This window comes from Bradyrhizobium diazoefficiens USDA 110 (genome assembly GCF_000011365.1).
In the GTDB taxonomy this organism is placed as follows: domain Bacteria; phylum Pseudomonadota; class Alphaproteobacteria; order Rhizobiales; family Xanthobacteraceae; genus Bradyrhizobium; species Bradyrhizobium diazoefficiens.
Genome location: NC_004463.1, coordinates 7781580 through 7798439, shown reverse-complemented (window position 1 = coordinate 7798439; position 16860 = coordinate 7781580). Strand labels below are relative to the sequence as shown.

The following is a 16860-nucleotide window of genomic DNA, read 5'->3' as shown; positions in this document are numbered from 1 at the left end:
GCGTCCGGCTGGCGGCGCAGCGATACTGGCAGGAGGGACTACATGCGCATCACCGCAAAATGTCTGGCAACGACGAGCCTGGTTCTGGTGACCACGGCATTCGCGTTGCCGTCGTGGGCCGCCGATGTGGACGCCACATCGGCCATCGATACCGTCACGGTTTACCCGGATGGTGCCACCGTCACTCGCATCATCACGGTCGACCTGCCGTCCGGTGACTCGACGCTCGTTGCCAAGGACTTCCCGCTTGGTCTCGATACTTCCTCCATCCGGGTGGAGGGTGAGGGTGGTGCAAAGCTCACCATCGGCACGATCGATGCGCGAACGCCGCGTGCGGCGCCGGTCAACCTGCCCGAGCTGGACAAGCGCATCGAGGCCCTGAACGACCAGCGCGCCGACCTGCAAGGCGCGATCGACTCAGCCAATGCCCGGCGCAAATTTGCGGAGCACTTTGCGGAAGCGTCCCCCGCGGGCATCGGCGACAAGGGCGAGGCGCGGCCGATCGCCGAATGGCGCACGGCCTTCGCCGCGGTCGGCGAGGAAATTGCGAGCGCCGATACCGCCGTTCGCGACGCCACGCGCAAGATGCGCGAGATTGATCGGCAGATCGCCCAGCTCGAAGTCGAGCGCAAGGCCAAACCGCCGAGCAAGCTCGAAGTCCGTATGGACATCGCCGCGCCGGCCGCGGCCAAGGCGACGTTGCGGGTCACTTACAATGTGCGTAACGCGCGCTGGCTGCCGCTCTATGACGCCCGGCTCGACACCGGCGCCAAGGACCGCAAGCCGCAGCTGGAGCTGGTCCGCCGTGCCGAAATCACGCAGTCGACCGGCGAGGACTGGTCGAACATCACGCTTGGCGTCTCCACGGTCCGCGTCAGCCGCGGCGGCAGTGCGCCGGAGCTGGGCTCGCTGGTCGCGCAATATCCGCAACCGCCGAAACCAATGGCGCTCGGTGCGGCCTCCGATCTGGCGCGGCCCGCGCCAACTGTCCGCCAGCGCTCGGCGCAGTTCGAGCCCATGTCCAAGCTCGCCGAAGCGCCTGAACCGCGCGAGCGTGCCGACGAGCAGCAGGCGGTTGCCGAGATCGGTGACTTCCAGGCCACCTTCAAGATTCCCGGCCGCGTCAGCCTCGGCGCTGCCGAAGGCGCCAAGGCCTTGCGCATCGCTTCGATGAGCGTGCCCGCCGACCTCGCGGTGCGCGCAGCGCCCGTAATGGACTCGACTGCCTTCCTCGAAGCCAGCTTCAAGCAGACCGATGAGGCGACATTGCTGCCGGGCAAGGTCGCAATCTACCGCGACGGCGTCTTCGTCGGCCGCGGCAAGATCTCGGCCTCGGCCAAGGACGACATCGTGCGGCTCGGCTTCGGCGCCGACGACAAGGTCAAGATCGAGCGCGCTGTGCTGAAGCGCAACGAAGGCTCGGCCGGCTTGCTCGTCACGACGTCGAAGACCGACGAGCGTTCGTTCAAGACCACCGTTCGCAACGGTCACGACTTCCCGATTCGTGTCGCGATCGAGGATCAGCTGCCGGTCAGCGAGAACGAGGACATCGTCGTCGAGATGCTGCCCTCGACCACGCCGCCGACCGCGAGCAACATTCGCGACAAGCGCGGCGTGCTGGAATGGTCGTTCGACGCCAAGCCCGGCGAGGTCAGGGACGTCAACTTCGCCTGGCGCATCCGCTGGCCGAAGGACAAGGGCATGGTGATCGTGCCGGCGGGTTAAATCCTCGCCGCAGACGCAGCCGCCCGCATCGATTGCGGCAGCACGTAAGGAACGCCGTCGGCCTGGTGGACGACGGCGTCGATCTCGAAGATGTCGCGGATGGTCTCGCGCGTGACGACCTCGGTGCGCGGGCCGTCGGCGGCGAGCTTGCCGCCGCTCAGCACGACCAGCCGGTCGGCGAAGCGGATCGCCAGGTTGAGATCGTGCAGGATCGCGATCACGGCGGTGCCGGTGCCAGCGCGGCGGCGCGCGGCCTCGACGAGGTCGATCTGGTGGCGCAGATCAAGGCTCGAGGTTGGCTCGTCCAGCAGCAGAAGCCCCGGTCCATGCTCGGCCTCGCCGCAGGCGAGCTGCACCAGCACGCGGGCGAAATGGGCGCGCTGCTGCTCGCCGCCCGACAGCGTCGGCAATTGCCGTTCGCGGAAATGCGCCAGCCCCACCTCGTCCAGCGCGGCATCGACGAGCCGGCCTGCCTCGCGCGCGCTGCGGTCGCCTGCGCCCATCAGCACGATCTCCTCGACGGTGAAGGGGAAGGTGACGTTGATGTGCTGGGACAGCATCGCGCGTCGCGCGGCAAGCTCGCGCGGCGTGTAGCTGCCGATGTCGCGCTGCTTCAGCCATACCTCGCCCTGGCTCGGACGGAGGTCGCCGGAGAGCAGCCGCAGCAGGGTCGACTTGCCGGCGCCGTTCGGGCCGATGATGGCGACCATCTCGCCGGCCGCAACCGTGAGGCCGACGCCATCCAGCAGCTTCGCGCGGCCGGCGCGCTTGCTTAAGTGTCGCGCCTCGATCACCGCGCTCATAGCGAGGCGAGCCCGCGTTGCCGCAGCAGGATCCCCAAGAAGACCGGGGCGCCGACCGCCGCGGTCAGAATGCCGATCGGCATCTCCGCCGGCGCCACGATGGTGCGCGCCAGCGTGTCGGCGCCGACCATCAGGATGGCGCCGAGCAGCACCGAAGCCGGCAGCAGCAGGCGATGCGCCGGTCCAATGACGAGGCGAAGGAGATGCGGCACGACGATGCCGACGAAGCCGATGACGCCGCTGATCGACACCGCAACCCCGGTCATGGCGGAAACCATGACGATCGAGATCCGCTTGAGGCGCTCGACGTCGACGCCGCCGTGAAAGGCGTCGGCTTCGCCAAGCACCAGCAGATCGAGGCCGCGTCCGATGAAGGCGCAGGCGGCAAGCCCGATGACGAGGATAGGCGCCAGCACGGCGGCCTTGGTCCAGGTCGCGCCGCTCATCGAGCCCAGCAGCCAGAACGTGATGTCGCGAAGCTGGCGGTCGTCGGCGATGAACACCAGCAAGCCAATGCCGGCATTGGTGATGGCGGTGATGGCGACGCCGGCGAGCAGGAAGATCGCGATCGAGGTCCGCCCCGCGCGGCTGCTGATCCCGTAGAGGATCGCGGTCGTAGCCAGCGAGCCTGCGAAGGCGGCGAGCGGCAATAGCTCCGTCTGGAGGACGCGCAACGTCTCGCCGAAACGCGAGTCCGTGAAGACGATCGCGCTTGCAGCGGCCAGCGCGCCGCCGCTGGAGACGCCGACCAGGGCCGGATCGGCGAGAGGATTGCGGAAGAGGCCCTGCATGATCGCACCGGCCGCGGCGAGAAGTCCGCCGACCATCGCGGTCGCCACAATCCGGGGGATGCGGATCGACCACAGCACGAGCTGGTCGCGTGCCGTCATGGCATCGGCGGTCGTGCTGCTCATGACGCCGAGCGCAGCAGGCAGCCGGGAAAGGGGAATGCCGGCTGCGCCGACCGTCAGGGCGACGATGGCGGTGGCTGTGAGCACCGCGAGCAGAAGCGGAATCGCGAACGATGCTGACCGCCGTCCCGCGCTTCGTCGCAGGCTCCGTGCCTCGGTTCCGATCGCGACGCTCATTGCCGGCAATTCGCCGCTGACAGAGCCGACGTGAACGCGCCGCCCGGGTCGGCCAATGCCGGATAGAGCTTGACGGAGAGATCGCGCGCGGCCGCCGCCGTGCGCGGCCCGAAGCCGAGCAGATAAAGCCCGTCCATGGTGATGAAGCTCCTGTTGGCCGCGACCGGCGTCAGCGCGAAGCCGGGATGGGCATAGACCGCGTCGGCCTGGAGCGACTCCTTGCCGCGCTCGATCGACAGCACGAATTCGGGCCTGGCCGCCACGATCGCCTCGTCGCCGATGATCTTGTAGCCGTCGTAATCGTCGACCGCGTTCGCCGCGCCGGCGAGCTGGATGATCTCGTCGGCTGCGGTCTTGTGGCCGGCGACCATGGCACGCCCGTTCTGCAGCGACATCACGAACATCACGCGCACCGGCTTTTTCACCTTGGCGCGCAGCGCGCGGAGCTGGGCGAGATCGGCGCCGACTGCGGCGCTGAGGCATTCGGCGCGTGCATCCACGCCCATGGCGTGGCCGACCAGCCTGATCTTCTCGATCAGGCCGTCCTCGGAAAAGGTTTCGGGCACCAGCACCAGCGGCACCTTCGCCGTCTCCAGGATGTCCATGGTCTCGCGCGGGCCCGATCCCTGGATCGCCAGGATCAGCGTGGGATTGAGGCCGAGCACGCCCTCGGCCGAGATCTGGCGCATGTAGCCGACATTGGGCTTGTCGTGCAGCGCCGCCGCCGGATAAAGGCTTGTGGTGTCCACGCCGACCAGCCGGCTCTCGAGCCCGAGCGCATAGAGGATCTCGGTGATGGCGCCGCCGATCGAGACCGTGCGTGCGACGTCGGCAACAGCGACGTCGCGATTGCGGGCGTCATGCACCGTGATGCCAGCGGCGTGCGCGGCGGAAGCGACTGCGATCGTACCAGTCAGCAGGATCTGTGTGAGGGTGCGGCAAAATGTCATTGCAGGTTACTTCGTCAGGATCAGCTTGTTCTGCGAGGTCAAACGCAGGCGATAGGCGTCCTCGCCATGCGCGATAATGATCTCGCGCTCGTGCGCAAAGAGCTCGCGGCTGTCGATCCGGCTCCCGCGCATGGTGAGGGTTCTCGTTGTCGCGGAAGGACTTTCTGCCGCCCCGCTGCCGCTGTCTCCTGATGTTGCTGACATTGCCCGTGTGATGCGCCTTCGAAATTTCAGATGCCGCCTGTTTGTATAGGCGGCATCTGGCGCATTCCAACGGCGGAAATTTACAATCGATATAAACTGCAACCAGACGTCATTGACCGTCAGAGTGTTGCCACGTTACCAATCATGACAGCGGGCAACATGCCCGCGTCTTAAGAAGATCAGCCAGCCAGTCGTTCGCCTTGCGAACGCACGCCAGCCAAACGACTCCAAAAACTGAAGTGAAGTGCAGGCTGGGGCTGATATGGCTGACGGGGCTAAGTATTCGCGCGCCTTGATTTTGGGTGCGTCGGTGGTTTCAATCGCGGCATTGGCGACGGAGAGCGGTCTCGCGCAGACCGCATCGCCGCAGGCCGAACATGGGTCGCCGGAACGGCCGAAGCAGGCCAAGCGCAAGCCGGCCAAGCCGCTGGCTGCACAGCAGGCAACGCCTGACGCCTTGAACGCCCGTGCGCAGGCGGGCAGCGCCGCGCCGGTGCAGACGCTCGACACCATCACGGTCGCCGCAACCAAGACCAGGGAGCGAGCGATCGACGCGCTCGCGCCCGTCAGCTCGATCTCGCTCGACCAGATCCAGGGTCTTCAGCCGAACCGGCTGTCGGACGTCTTCCATTCGGTTCCCGGTGTTTCGTTCCAGGAGCGCGGCGACGATCCCGCGACCGTTATCAACATTCGCGGCTTGCAGGATTTCGGCCGCGTCGCGGTCGTGGTCGACGGCGCGCGGCAGAACTATCAACGCACCGGCCACAATGCCAACGGCTCCTTCTTCCTCGATCCTGAATTGATCGGCGGCGTCGACGTCGTGCGGGGACCGACCGCCAACATCTACGGCTCCGGCGCGATCGGCGGCCTGGTCTCGTTCCGCACCAAGGACATCAACGACGTGCTGCGTCCCGGCGAGCGCTGGGGTGTCGATCTCTCGGGATCCTACGGCTCCAACAACAATCGCGGCCTCGGCTCGGTATTCGGCGGCGTGCGCGCCACGCCCGATGTCGATATCTTCGGCGGCGCGGTCTACCGCACGCAGGGCAATTACAAGGACGGCAACGGCACCGAGATCGGCAACACCGGCAACCAGGTCGAGGCCGGCCTGATGAAGCTCACCGTGCGGCCGGCCCTCGGTCACGAGGTCAAGTTTGGCGCCGTGTTCCAGGACTATCAATACGATATCGGGCAGTTCAATCGCGGTCCGACGACCACCCAGGCGCTGATTGCGTTGAATCGCGGGTCGTCGGTCTACGCGTCCGATGCCAAGAACTACTCCGGAACCGTCACCTGGAACTACTCGCTTCCGAGCGACAATCTGTTCGACTGGCACATGTCGGTCTACGGCAATCGCACCGACAACGACCAGACCAAGACTTATCACTACGGCACGACACCATCGGCCTATTGCAACGGCGGCTTCGGCAACAACGTCTCGGGCTGCGTCGGCGACAAGCGCGGCTACGTCCTCAATACGTATGGCGTCGACGCCAACAACACCACGCGCTTCAACGTCGGCGACTGGCGCAATGCGCTCACCTGGGGCGTCGACGCGTTCCAGGATGACGTGATCACGACCGATAGCCGCGGCAATTCCAACATCACCACGCCAAGCGGCATCCGCACCGTGTCGGGTGGCTTCCTCCAGTTGAAGCAGAATTACAGCACCTGGCTCGAGGCGGTGAGCGCGATTCGCTACGACCGCTATGACCTGGATTCCGGCAAGACCAGCACCGGCGGTGATCGCTTCTCGCCGAAGATCACCTTGGGTGTGACGCCGGTTCCGGGCTTCCAGCCTTATGTCAGCTATGCCGAAGGCTATCGCGCCCCATCGATCACCGAGACCGTGATCTCGGGCGCGCATGCGACCGGTGGCGGACCGGCCTTCTTCGTCTGTCCGGACGGCACGGCCGGCCTGTTCTGCTTCCTGCCAAACCCGAACCTTCGCCCCGAGGTCGGCAAGAACAAGGAAGTCGGCATCAACCTGAAATACGACAACATCTTCAGCGCCAACGATTCGTTCCGCGGCAAGATCAATCTGTTCCGCAACGATGTCAGCGATTACATCGACCTCGTTGCTTCGGCGCCGGTCGCGGTGCCGCCATTCGGCTCGTTCAGCCAGTTCTATCAGTACCAGAACATCGCCAATGCTCGCATCCGGGGCTTCGAGGCGGAGACGATGTACGATGCCGGCGACTGGTTCATCGGTGTTGCCGGTCACTACATCCAGGGCAAGAACGTCGCGACCAATATCGGGCTTGCGACCATCACCCCGCGCAAGGTCGTCACGACCGGCGGCGTCCGCCTGCTCGATCGTACGCTGATCCTGACGGCGCAGTGGGCCTCGTACGGTCCCAACAACGACGTGCCCGCCGGCTATCTGCCCGCGACCGGCTACGAGCTGGTCAACCTGTACCTGACTTACAACGCGACCAGGGACATCGTGTTGTCGGCCTCGATCGACAACCTCTTGAACCAGTACTACCGGCCTTACGCCATTCCCGGCAGCTCGACCGACGGCACCACGCAGAACGACGTGCTGTGGTCGAGCCCGGGACCGGGCCGGGTCTACAAGGCCGGCATGAAGATCCACTTTGGAGGTGCGTGAGCCGACAGGCGTCGCAACGCCAGCCATCTCCGCCGGGCCGCGCTGATGTTCCAGCGCGGTTTCGGCGCGTTGTCATCTTGATCAGAAGGAGAGACTTTTATGTTCATCGCCATGAATCGTTTCCAGGTGAAGAAGGGCGCGGAGACCGCGTTCGAAACGGTCTGGGCCACGCGCGAATCCTATCTCGGCAGCATGTCGGGCTTCGTCGAGTTTCATCTCCTGAAGGGCCCCGAGGCCGAGGACCACACGCTCTACTCGTCGCACACCACCTGGGTCGACAAGGCGGCGTTCGAGGCCTGGACGCGCTCCGAGGAATTCCGCCGCGCCCATGCCCGCGCCGACAATCGGACCGGCGAGAGCCTCTATCTGGGCCATCCCAAGTTCGAGGGCTTCGAGGTGATCCAGAGTGAACGCAAGGCCGCGGCCGCCTGAGGCCGCGACGCAGGAGAGGAGTTGGACATGTTGAGCACCGATCTCGCCGATCTCAAGGCGTACATGGCCGACAATCCCGGCGCGGTGATCGAGGACGTCGCGCGGGGGCGCAATGTCACGCCACGTGCCGTGATCGAGGCACTGCCCTCGTCGATGGTGCGCATGGGAGGCGGCGAGCATTTTGCCGCCGCGATGCAGGACGTCGCACAATGGGGCGAGGTCACGCTGATCGTGCACACGGATGATGCGATCTTCGAGTTCACCGGATCAATTCCCGCGGGCGAGATCGGCCGCGGCTATTTCAACCTGATGCAGCCGAAGGGATTGCATGGCCATCTGCGCCATGAGCGTTGCGCAGGCATCGCCTTCGTCGAGCGCCCCTTCATGGGCAAGAATTCGGCCTTCGTCGCCTTCGTCAATGCCGACGGTGGCATCATGTTCAAGGTCTTCGTCGGCCGCGACGAGACCCGGGCGCTGCGTGCGGACCAGCTCGCGCGGTTCCGCCAGCTCGCGGATCGGATCGCGGCATAGCTTCCTTCTGTCTGTCGGGTGATCAGGATGCAAGGCAAGTCCAGGCTTCGGCACGTGATCCTAACCATCGCGCTGGCGCTCGCGCCGGCGCCGGCCTTCGCGATCGACGAAGCGCTGTTGCCGCGCAATCTGTCGCCGTGGGGCATGTTCCTCGGCGCCGACATCATCGTGAAGACGGTGATGATCGGGCTGGCCGTCGCCTCGGTGGTGACGTGGACGGTGTGGCTCGCCAAGACCGTCGAGCTGCGCCGCAAGAGTGCGCTCGCCGTGCAGCGGACGCGCGCGCTCGAGGGCCGGATGAAGCTGGCGGAGGCGGCGGAGCGGACCGGGGACGCCCATGATGCGGTCGCCCAGCTCATCCAGTCCTGCGCGAAGGAGGCGGAGCTCTCCGGCGGCATTGTCGACGACGGTCTTCAGGAGCGCGTGGCGCTGCGGCTGGAGCGGGTCGAGGCGGCGATGTCCAGGCAGATCGCGCGCGGCACCGGCGTGCTCGCGACCATCGGCGCCACCGCGCCGTTTGTCGGCCTGTTCGGCACGGTGTGGGGCATCATGAACGCCTTCATCGGCATCTCCGAGAGCCACACCACGAGCCTTGCGGTGGTCGCGCCCGGCATCGCGGAGGCGCTGCTTGCCACCGCGCTCGGCCTCGTAGCCGCGATCCCGGCAGTCGTGATCTACAATCATCTCGTCCGCGGCATCGCCAATTACCGCGCGCTGCTTGGCGATGCCTCGGCGCAGCTGATGCTGCTGGTGAGCCGCCAGCGCGATATCAGTGATTTCCGCCTGGCGCGGGCGGCGGAGTAGGCCATGGCGGCAAAGCTCGGCGCAGGTCCGGGATCGCCGCTCAAGCGCGGCGACCCCGGTGATCTCGACGTCACCCATGAGATCAACGTCACGCCGTTCATCGACGTGATGCTGGTGCTGCTGATCATCTTCATGGTGGCCGCACCGCTCGCCACCGTCGACATCGGCGTCGAGTTGCCGGCAACCGCCGCCGAGCCGGCGCCGCGGCCGGACAAGCCGGTCTTCGTCACCGTGAAGCCGGACCTCTCGATTGCCGTCGGCGAAGACGTCGTGGCCCGCGAGGCGCTCAGTTCCTCGCTCGACGCCGCCACCAGGGGCCGCAAGGACGAGCGCATTTATCTCCGCGCCGACAAGGCCGTCTCTTATGGCGATCTGATGGAGGTGATGAACAGCTTGCGCAATGCCGGCTACTTGAAGGTCGCCCTGGTCGGCCTCGACGGACGCGGCTGATGGCCGCGAGCGCCTTTGCCCTGCACGAGCCGCTCGGCGAGTGCGAGGGCGCCCGCTGGGGCGTCTCCGCCGCGGTGATCGTGGCGTTTCATGTCGCTGCCGCGCTGCTTGCGATGAGCTGGCTGAAGTCGCAACCGGAGCATGGCGTCAGCCTCCCGGCGATCATGGTCGACATGGCGCCGGTGACCTCGGCGCCGCAGTCAATGCCGGACGACGTCGCGCCCGGGCCGGTGATGCAGGAGGCCGACGCTTCGCCGCCGGAGCCCGCGCAGCGACAGGCGGTCGAGGAGACCGTCGCGCCGACACCGCCGCAGGACAAGCCGGACGTGGCGGCACCGCCTGAGCGGAAGCTGGAGCCGACACCAGCCAGGCCCGAACCCGCGAAGATCGTGCCGGTTGAAAAGCCTGTGCCGGAGAAGCCGAAGATCGTTCGCCGCGAGGCAAAAAAGCCCTCGGAGGCGATGCCCGTGCCGCGCACCAGCGCGCCGCCGCGCGCCGAGCGCGAGGCGCCCATGGCGTCCGCGATGAGCGCGGGCGCGGTGGCCTCGGCGATCGCGTCCTACAATCAACGCGTCCGCGCGCATCTGATGCGTTTCCACCAATATCCGTCCGGTGGCGGCGGTCAGCGCGGCGTGGCCAGGCTGAGCTTCACCCTCAGCCGCAGCGGGCAGGTCACGTCGAGCCGTCTCGGCGGCTCCTCCGGCGTTGCCGCCTTCGACGCCCAGGCCATGTCGATGATCCGTCAGGCCTCGCCGTTTCCGCCGTTTCCCGACGAGATCAAGAACGGCGCGATGAGCTTTTCGATCCCGGTGGAGTTTACGGTGAGGTAGCTCCGTTGTCATGCCCCGCGAAGGCGGGGGCATCCAGTACTCCGCGGCCTCTCGATTCAAGTACTCCTGTCACGGAGTACTGGATCGCCCGGTCAAGCCGGGCGATGACCGTGTTGAGAGAGAAGGGCCTTACTTCGCCTTCAGAAAGTCCGCGACCTCGAGCAGCATGAACTCGTCGTCGTCGGCCTTGTTGGGATCGCGGCTGGACGAGAACGGCAGGTTGTTGTCGTTGCCGACGATGATGTGGGCGTCGTCGACGCGATCGACGTTCTCGATGGTGAAGAACGGGAACGTGTAGACGCCGTCGTTGAGCGGCTTTCTCGCCTTCTTGTCGGGATCCTTGATCTTCAACAGGTCGATATAGCCGATCTTGCGCACGGGCTTGCCGACGTTGGCCTCGGTGAGCTCGATCTTGTAGACGCGCTTGAATTTGGCGAGATCAGGAAAGCAGTTGTCGCCGCGAGTGCCCTGCGGGCAGGCCTTGTCGGCCGTGCCTTCGCCATTGTCGCGCTCGATGATGAGGCCGTTGATCGGATCGATCATGTTGAAATCGCCGATGGCGTTGCCGTTCTGCTCGAACACATATTGCCAGTAGCGGCCGGTGAATTTTTCCGCGGCGACGTCGAATTCGAGGATGCGGGAGGCTTCCTTGCCGTCGACCTTCTCCCAGTCTTTCTTGTCGGCGTCCCACAGCGGGCCCTCGAGCAGGCCGTAGAGGAATTTGCCGTCCTTGGACGAGGCAAAGCCCTCAAACCCCTTGGAGCGGCGCAGGTTGACGTTGGTGTAGGTCGCGCCCGGCGCGCCCGGCGTCGTCACCGCCCAGTGATCGGGCGAGCGCACCGGCTTGCCGTCGGCAACCGTCTCGAACACACCGAGGATCTTGCCGGTCTTGTCGGCCTTGAGGATGTAGGGGCCGAACTCGTCGCCGATCCAGAAAGTATCGCCGATGATCTGGAAACCTTCGGTGTCGAAGTCGGAGCCGGTGAGGTAGCGCTTCTGCGTGTCCTCATGGACGATGCGGAACGGCACGCGTCTGTCGGGATCGTGCAGGAAGATCGTCTCCTGCCGCTCGATCTTGCCGCTCGCCCAATCCATCTTGTAGCGGTTGAGATACAGCATCGAATCCGGCGAGTTGGCGCGGGCGCCCATGCCGTTGTCGGTGATGACCCAGAAGCTGCCGTCGGGCATGGTCTTGATGCCGGAATGGCCCTGGAGCGGCTGGCCCTTGAACGGCAGCGACACGCCGGTCGCCCGCTCATAGGACTTGCCCATCACGGTGCCGAGCGCGTCGACGCGCTTGCCGGTGGTGTACTTTCCGGAGGTCTTGAGATCGGCGGGCGCATCCGCCGGCGCGTCGATGAACGATTCGGCCGGCATCACCACGTGGCCGGCGAGCCTGGCCGGGAATTCACCTTCGCTCTGCGCGAGCGCCGTGCTCGCGGTGAGAATGATCGTTGCGACGGTGGCAAGAAAAGTCGCGCGCATGTGCGTCTCCTGTTGGCGGACGCATGCCTTATGCGGATCCCTTGTTTCAGTTTTGTGAAAGCGGGCCAAAGGCCGCAGCCAAAGCCCCGGCGCGTTGCCGGGGTTTTGTCACTCCTTGCTCGGCGCTACCCACCGTAACACGGTTTGCCGGCCATCTGATTTGCGCGGCTGCACCGCGGCAGATTTTTGGTCTGTGGTTGCTTGCTGCTCTTCTTGGTTGCAGTCGACGTTCCGGTTTGGGCCTGCGCGCTCGACGCAACGGGGACGAGAAACAGAACAGCGATGACGGTCAACACCAACGTCTTCATGTCAAATGCTCCAAAAAATCAAAAAATAATGTTCTGGAGCCTATGCAGCAGATCGTCGTCTGTAAAGGCGCCCGAGAACGCGATCCGGGCGCGTTTCGTGCGCCTCACAGGCTTGAATTCGTCCTACTCCTTTACCGCGCCGGCGAGGGCACTGGCTTTGGCTGTGGCGGAATCTCGAAGCTGACCGTCTTGCTGTCGATCACGCGGTGTGTGGGATCGGCCAGCTCGAACAGCACCTTGTGCGGGCCCGGCTTCAGTCCGACCACGATCACGGTCTCGCCACTGGCATCGACAAAATGCCACGGCGCGTCGTCGACCGTAACGTGGACGTGGCCGATGCGTGGCGATACGTCGAGCGCGCCCTTACCGAACACCGGCACCACGCGCAGGTTTTCCGTCGCATACTGGATGAAGACGAGGCCTCGCGCCAACTGCTCGGCGAGCGGCGAATCGACGATCAGCCGGGCGGGCGCCTCGTTTTCGATCGCAACCAGCGGGGAGGGGCCACGCACGTCTCTGGCGGTCTGGGCGACGGCGGTCGCTGCAAACAATGTGGAGGCCGCCAGAACGGCCATGCAGTCGAGGGGGGCGTACATGGCCGTTCCTTCCGAAAGGATCAGGCGATCTTGCGGGCGAGGAAGTCGCGGATCAGCGGGACCATTTCGTCGAACTTGTCCTCGAGCGCGAAATGGCCGGTGTTGATGAGGTGAAATTCCACCTGGGGCAGGTCGCGTTTGTAGGGATGGGCGCCGTCGGCGGGAAAGATGAAATCGTTCTTGCCCCAGACGATCAGTGTCGGCGGCTTGTGCTTGCGGAAGTAGGCCTGCACCGCGGGATACAGCGGCAGATTGGTCCGGTAGTCGTAGAACAGGTCCATCTGGATTTCGCTGTTGCCGGGACGGTCGAGCAACGCCTGATCGTGCACCCAGTTGTCCGGTGAAATCCGGCTGACGTCGGACATGCCGTCGGTGTACTGGAATTTCGTGGTCTCCAGCGTGACGAGCTTCATCAACGCCTGCCGGCTCGCATCGGATCCGTCGGCCCAGTATTGCTTGATCGGATCCCAGAACTTCTTCAGCCCTTCGTCATAGGCGTTGCCGTTCTGCACGATCAGGCCGCTGACGCGCTCGGGATGCTTGAGCGCCAGCCGCCAGCCCACGGGAGCGCCGTAATCCATGACATACATCGCATAGCGGGTGACGCCGAGCTGATCGAGCAGGCCGTCGACGAGCTCACCGAAACGGTCGAACGTGTACTTGAACGACGCGCGCGGCGGCATGTCGCTCTGGCCGTAGCCGGGGTAGTCGGGAGCGATCACGTGGTAGCGGTCGGCCAGTGCCGGGATCAGGTTGCGAAACATGTGCGACGAGGTCGGGAAGCCGTGCAGCAACAGCACCGCAGGTGCGTCCTTGGGCCCCGCTTCGCGATAGAAGATCCTGATGCCGTCGACGGTCGTGGTTCGATGATGGACGACCGGATAGCCGCCGCCTTGCGCGCCGGCTTGCGACTTGGCCGATGCAGCCTGCGGAGCCGCGGCAACAGCCATCCCGGACAATCCGAGAATCAGGCGCCGCCGATCGAGCCGGGCTGGCGCCGGTGTGAATTCTGCGATGCTCATGTCGGTCTCCCCGTTAAACTCGGTGGTCGGACGTCAGTCGTCCGCTCCTCAAACGCCTTGGTAGACCAGCCTGGTGAAGAAGCCGGGGTCGATCACGAACTGCCCCCATTGCGCGTCGAAGGCCGCGGTTGGCTTCGCCGCGACGGTTTCGTCCCAGGTGCGTCCCTGCGCCTTCAGCCGGGCGACGTTGTCGCGGATCGCGACCAGCATGTCGCGGAACGCCTGAAGCTCGGCCTTGTTGCTGACCGGCTTGCCATGACCGGGAATGATGATCGTATCCTTGTCGGTCGCCGCGAGATTGGCGTCGCATGCCGCGATCATCCCGTCGATGCTGCCGCCGGTCGAATAGTCGATGAACGGATAGATGCCGTTCCAGAATGTGTCGCCGACGTGGACGATGTTGGCTTCCACGAAGGTGACGGAGACGTCGCTGTCGGTGTGTGCGGGCCCGAAATATTTCAGGCTGATCGAGGCGCCGTTGAGACCGAGCTTGTGGCTGCCGGCAAACACTTCGCTCGGAATCCCGCCGGGTCCGAGCGGAAGGAAATTGTAGTCCCAGTCTTCGACGCGCTGAACGCCGAGGAGGTGCTTCCGGGTGTTCTCGTGTGCGATGATCTTCGCGCCGGCCGAATGCAGCCACTCATTGCCGTCGGCATGGTCGAAATGCCAGTGGGTGTTGACGAGATGGGTGACGGGATCGGTGCCGAGACCGGCCAGCGCATTGGTGAGCTGGGCGCGCGACACGCGGATGCCGGCATCGACCAGGAGCTTGCCGTCGGACCCGGTCAGGACGGCGATGTTGCCGCCGGAGCCTTCGAGCACGCTGATATTGTTGCGAAGCCTGGAGGCCGTGATCGGAGAAATTGCCGCACTGTCCTTGATCAGGCTGACGAGGCCGCGCGCCTCGGCGTAGGCCTCGCGCGGTGTGAGCCATCCGGCGGAGGCGGCGAACGTGGCGCCGCCGACGCAACACAGGCAAAAGCCGCGCCGCGATAACGAATTTGGCGATCCCATGCAATTCTCGCTTTCTCGAGCGATAAATTGACGGCGCCAGCGATCGACCCGCCATCACCGTGACATGATGGGACGGAAGAAGTGAGCAGTCTATCGCGATTGCACGATCGTCGCGTGCAACCGCCGATTACTCCTTTACCGCGCCGGTCAGCGAGGACACGTAGTAATCCACGAACAGCGAGTAGAAGATCGCAACCGGCAGCGAGCCGAGCAGCGAGCCCGCCATCAGCGCGCCCCATTGGTAGACGTCGCCGGTGACGAGCTCGGTCAGGATCGCGACCGGCACGGTCTTGTTGGCGCCGCTCTGGATGAAGGCGAGCGCATAGATGAACTCGTTCCAGGACAGCGTGAAGGAGAAGATGCCGGCCGAGATCAGGCCGGGCACGGCGAGCGGCAGCGTGATCCGGCGCAGGATCTGGAGCCGCGTCGCGCCGTCGACCAGCGCGCATTCCTCGAGCTCGTAGGGGATCGACTTGAAATAACCGATCAGGAGCCAAGTGCAGAACGGCACCAGGAAGGTCGGGTAGACCAGGATCAGCGCCATCGGTGAGTCGAACAGGCCGAACTGCACCACGACGGTGGCGAGCGGAATGAACAGGATCGACGGCGGCACGAGGTAGGCGAGATAGATGCCGAGGCCGACATAGGGGCTGCCGCGGAAGCGCAGGCGTTCGATCGCATAGGCGGCAAGCGTGCTCGCGATCAGCGACAGCGTGGTCGAGCCGATCGCAACCAGCATCGTCGTCCACAGCCAGCGCGGATAGGCGGTGTCGAACAGCAGGTGCTTGATGTGCGCCAGCGTCGGCGAGGAGATCCAGAACGGATTGTGCGCCTTGTAGTTCATCAGCTCGGCGTTCGGCTTGAACGAGGTGATCGCCATCCAGTAGAACGGAAACAGCAGGATCAGCACGAAGCAGCCGAGCGGCAGGTAGATCATCATCAGCCGCCGCAGCCCGGAATCCCAGGCCATGGTGTCGGGCGCCGCCTTGGTGTCGGGTGTGGCTTGCGCGACCGTATCAGTCATTGCTCTCTCCCTGCTGCCATTTGCGGCGCGCCAGGCCGAAATAGGAGAACAGCGTCGCGAACACCAGGAACGGGATCATCGACACCGCGATGGCGGCGCCTTCGCCGAGCTCGCCACCGGCAATGCCGCGCTGGAAGGCCAGCGTTGCCAGCAAATGGGTGGAGTTGCCGGGGCCGCCGCGGGTGATGGCGTAGACGAGCTGGAAGTCGGTGAAGGTGAAGATGATCGAGAACGTCATCACGATGGCGAGGATCGGCATCATCATCGGGAAGGTGATGTAGCGGAAGCGCTGCCAGGCGCTGGCGCCGTCGAGCATCGCAGCCTCGTAGAGCGAGGGCGAGATGGTCTGGAGGCCCGCCAGCAGCGAGATCGCGACGAAGGGAATGCCGCGCCAGATATTGGCGACGATCAGCGAGAAGCGCGCCGGCCAGGGCGAGCCGAGGAAGTCGATGTTGCTCGACCGCCAGTGCAGCACGTCGACCAGGAGATAGGAGATGATCGAGAATTGCGGATCGTAGATCCACCAGAACGCCAGCGCCGAGAGCACCGTCGGCACGATCCAGGGCAGGAGAATGATCGCCCGCAGCAGGCTCTTGAACGGAAAATGGTTGTTGAGCAGGAGCGCCAGCCAGAAGCCGAGCGCGAACTTCCCGAACGTCGCTATGCCCGTGTAGACCACGCTGTAGAATACCGCGTTCCACCACAGGGGGTCGGTGAGCAGATACTGGAAGTTTTCCAGGCCGACATAGTCGCCCTTGCGGCCGATCGTGGTGTCGGTGAAGGCGAGCCAGATGCCGAGGCCGAGCGGATAGGTCAGGAAGACCGCCAGCAGCCCGATCGCGGGCGCAAGGCACATCACGATCAGGAACGGCTTGTAGTCGAACAGGCGCACCAGCCAGGACGGCTGCCGCTGGGCCAGGGCGAGAGGGGGAAGTGTGGTCACGGACATCGTGTCGTTGTCCTGTCGTTGAAGGTCACCCCGC

At 65.1% G+C, this 16860-nt stretch carries 17 protein-coding genes; 7 read left to right on the top strand and 10 right to left on the bottom strand.

Annotated elements, in window-relative coordinates:
* Positions 1 to 42 precede the first annotated feature (42 nt).
* Complete coding sequence (locus BJA_RS35900; RefSeq protein ID WP_011089817.1) at positions 43 to 1725, top strand: mucoidy inhibitor MuiA family protein; 1683 nt, start codon at positions 43 to 45, stop codon at positions 1723 to 1725.
* Here BJA_RS35900 and BJA_RS35895 read toward each other — a convergent pair.
* The 4 genes from BJA_RS35895 to BJA_RS43325 are packed head-to-tail and all read right to left on the bottom strand — an operon-like array spanning position 1722 to position 4770.
* Positions 1722 to 2528: a heme ABC transporter ATP-binding protein gene (locus BJA_RS35895; RefSeq protein WP_011089816.1), complete on the bottom strand. Its 807-nt coding sequence runs from the start codon at positions 2526 to 2528 to the stop codon at positions 1722 to 1724. The genes BJA_RS35900 and BJA_RS35895 overlap by 4 nt on opposite strands.
* Positions 2525 to 3616 carry a FecCD family ABC transporter permease gene (locus BJA_RS35890; RefSeq protein WP_011089815.1) on the bottom strand — a complete coding sequence of 364 codons (1092 nt, stop codon included), beginning with the start codon at positions 3614 to 3616 and terminating at the stop codon, positions 2525 to 2527. The genes BJA_RS35895 and BJA_RS35890 overlap by 4 nt, the downstream gene beginning before the upstream one ends.
* Positions 3613 to 4566: a heme/hemin ABC transporter substrate-binding protein gene (locus tag BJA_RS35885; protein ID WP_011089814.1), complete on the bottom strand. Its 954-nt coding sequence runs from the start codon at positions 4564 to 4566 to the stop codon at positions 3613 to 3615. The genes BJA_RS35890 and BJA_RS35885 overlap by 4 nt, the downstream gene beginning before the upstream one ends.
* A 6-nt stretch (positions 4567 to 4572) precedes the next feature.
* Positions 4573 to 4770: a hemin uptake protein HemP gene (locus BJA_RS43325; protein ID WP_038965515.1), complete on the bottom strand. Its 198-nt coding sequence runs from the start codon at positions 4768 to 4770 to the stop codon at positions 4573 to 4575.
* A 262-nt stretch (positions 4771 to 5032) separates the two neighbouring features.
* Here BJA_RS43325 and BJA_RS35875 point away from each other — a divergent pair, with 262 nt between their 5' ends.
* The 6 genes from BJA_RS35875 (at position 5033) to BJA_RS35850 (ending at position 10428) form a co-directional block, all read left to right on the top strand.
* Positions 5033 to 7381 carry a TonB-dependent hemoglobin/transferrin/lactoferrin family receptor gene (locus BJA_RS35875; protein ID WP_171463822.1) on the top strand — a complete coding sequence of 783 codons (2349 nt, stop codon included), beginning with the start codon at positions 5033 to 5035 and terminating at the stop codon, positions 7379 to 7381.
* Positions 7382 to 7480: 99 nt separating this feature from the next.
* Positions 7481 to 7813: an antibiotic biosynthesis monooxygenase family protein gene (locus tag BJA_RS35870; RefSeq protein WP_011089812.1), complete on the top strand. Its 333-nt coding sequence runs from the start codon at positions 7481 to 7483 to the stop codon at positions 7811 to 7813.
* A gap of 27 nt (positions 7814 to 7840) precedes the next feature.
* Positions 7841 to 8344: a heme utilization cystosolic carrier protein HutX gene (gene hutX / locus BJA_RS35865; protein ID WP_011089811.1), complete on the top strand. Its 504-nt coding sequence runs from the start codon at positions 7841 to 7843 to the stop codon at positions 8342 to 8344.
* A 27-nt stretch (positions 8345 to 8371) separates the two neighbouring features.
* Complete coding sequence (gene exbB, locus BJA_RS35860; protein ID WP_038965517.1) at positions 8372 to 9148, top strand: tonB-system energizer ExbB; 777 nt, start codon at positions 8372 to 8374, stop codon at positions 9146 to 9148.
* Between the two features lie 3 nt (positions 9149 to 9151).
* Positions 9152 to 9598 carry a TonB system transport protein ExbD gene (gene exbD, locus BJA_RS35855; protein WP_011089809.1) on the top strand — a complete coding sequence of 149 codons (447 nt, stop codon included), beginning with the start codon at positions 9152 to 9154 and terminating at the stop codon, positions 9596 to 9598.
* Complete coding sequence (locus BJA_RS35850; protein WP_011089808.1) at positions 9598 to 10428, top strand: energy transducer TonB; 831 nt, start codon at positions 9598 to 9600, stop codon at positions 10426 to 10428. Before exbD ends, BJA_RS35850 begins: the two co-directional genes overlap by 1 nt.
* 129 nt (positions 10429 to 10557) lie before the next feature.
* On the opposite strand, the gene BJA_RS35845 is transcribed toward BJA_RS35850, so the two are convergent.
* The 6 genes from BJA_RS35845 to BJA_RS35820 form a co-directional block, all read right to left on the bottom strand.
* Positions 10558 to 11913, bottom strand: coding sequence for an esterase-like activity of phytase family protein (locus tag BJA_RS35845; RefSeq protein ID WP_011089807.1), 1356 nt, complete (start codon positions 11911 to 11913; stop codon positions 10558 to 10560).
* A 439-nt stretch (positions 11914 to 12352) separates the two neighbouring features.
* Positions 12353 to 12817: a DUF6130 family protein gene (locus tag BJA_RS35840; RefSeq protein WP_011089806.1), complete on the bottom strand. Its 465-nt coding sequence runs from the start codon at positions 12815 to 12817 to the stop codon at positions 12353 to 12355.
* Between the two features lie 20 nt (positions 12818 to 12837).
* A complete protein-coding gene (locus BJA_RS35835; protein ID WP_011089805.1) occupies positions 12838 to 13839 on the bottom strand; it encodes an alpha/beta fold hydrolase in 1002 nt (333 codons plus the stop codon).
* Between the two features lie 48 nt (positions 13840 to 13887).
* On the bottom strand, positions 13888 to 14853 hold the full coding sequence (locus tag BJA_RS35830) for an MBL fold metallo-hydrolase (RefSeq protein WP_011089804.1): 966 nt from the start codon (positions 14851 to 14853) through the stop codon (positions 13888 to 13890).
* Positions 14854 to 14980: 127 nt separating this feature from the next.
* Complete coding sequence (locus BJA_RS35825) at positions 14981 to 15877, bottom strand: carbohydrate ABC transporter permease (protein WP_011089803.1); 897 nt, start codon at positions 15875 to 15877, stop codon at positions 14981 to 14983.
* Positions 15870 to 16826: a carbohydrate ABC transporter permease gene (locus BJA_RS35820; protein WP_011089802.1), complete on the bottom strand. Its 957-nt coding sequence runs from the start codon at positions 16824 to 16826 to the stop codon at positions 15870 to 15872. Before BJA_RS35820 ends, BJA_RS35825 begins: the two co-directional genes overlap by 8 nt.
* Between the last annotated feature and the right edge of the window lie 34 nt (positions 16827 to 16860).

Coding starts and splice junctions, on each gene's coding strand:
- BJA_RS35900 (WP_011089817.1), top strand. CDS start 43: ATGCGCATCACCGCAAAATGTCTGGCAACGACGAGCCTGGTTCTGGTG.
- BJA_RS35895 (WP_011089816.1), bottom strand. CDS start 2,528: ATGAGCGCGGTGATCGAGGCGCGACACTTAAGCAAGCGCGCCGGCCGC.
- BJA_RS35890 (WP_011089815.1), bottom strand. CDS start 3,616: ATGAGCGTCGCGATCGGAACCGAGGCACGGAGCCTGCGACGAAGCGCG.
- BJA_RS35885 (WP_011089814.1), bottom strand. CDS start 4,566: ATGACATTTTGCCGCACCCTCACACAGATCCTGCTGACTGGTACGATC.
- BJA_RS43325 (WP_038965515.1), bottom strand. CDS start 4,770: ATGTCAGCAACATCAGGAGACAGCGGCAGCGGGGCGGCAGAAAGTCCT.
- BJA_RS35875 (WP_171463822.1), top strand. CDS start 5,033: ATGGCTGACGGGGCTAAGTATTCGCGCGCCTTGATTTTGGGTGCGTCG.
- BJA_RS35870 (WP_011089812.1), top strand. CDS start 7,481: ATGTTCATCGCCATGAATCGTTTCCAGGTGAAGAAGGGCGCGGAGACC.
- hutX (WP_011089811.1), top strand. CDS start 7,841: ATGTTGAGCACCGATCTCGCCGATCTCAAGGCGTACATGGCCGACAAT.
- exbB (WP_038965517.1), top strand. CDS start 8,372: ATGCAAGGCAAGTCCAGGCTTCGGCACGTGATCCTAACCATCGCGCTG.
- exbD (WP_011089809.1), top strand. CDS start 9,152: ATGGCGGCAAAGCTCGGCGCAGGTCCGGGATCGCCGCTCAAGCGCGGC.
- BJA_RS35850 (WP_011089808.1), top strand. CDS start 9,598: ATGGCCGCGAGCGCCTTTGCCCTGCACGAGCCGCTCGGCGAGTGCGAG.
- BJA_RS35845 (WP_011089807.1), bottom strand. CDS start 11,913: ATGCGCGCGACTTTTCTTGCCACCGTCGCAACGATCATTCTCACCGCG.
- BJA_RS35840 (WP_011089806.1), bottom strand. CDS start 12,817: ATGTACGCCCCCCTCGACTGCATGGCCGTTCTGGCGGCCTCCACATTG.
- BJA_RS35835 (WP_011089805.1), bottom strand. CDS start 13,839: ATGAGCATCGCAGAATTCACACCGGCGCCAGCCCGGCTCGATCGGCGG.
- BJA_RS35830 (WP_011089804.1), bottom strand. CDS start 14,853: ATGGGATCGCCAAATTCGTTATCGCGGCGCGGCTTTTGCCTGTGTTGC.
- BJA_RS35825 (WP_011089803.1), bottom strand. CDS start 15,877: ATGACTGATACGGTCGCGCAAGCCACACCCGACACCAAGGCGGCGCCC.
- BJA_RS35820 (WP_011089802.1), bottom strand. CDS start 16,826: ATGTCCGTGACCACACTTCCCCCTCTCGCCCTGGCCCAGCGGCAGCCG.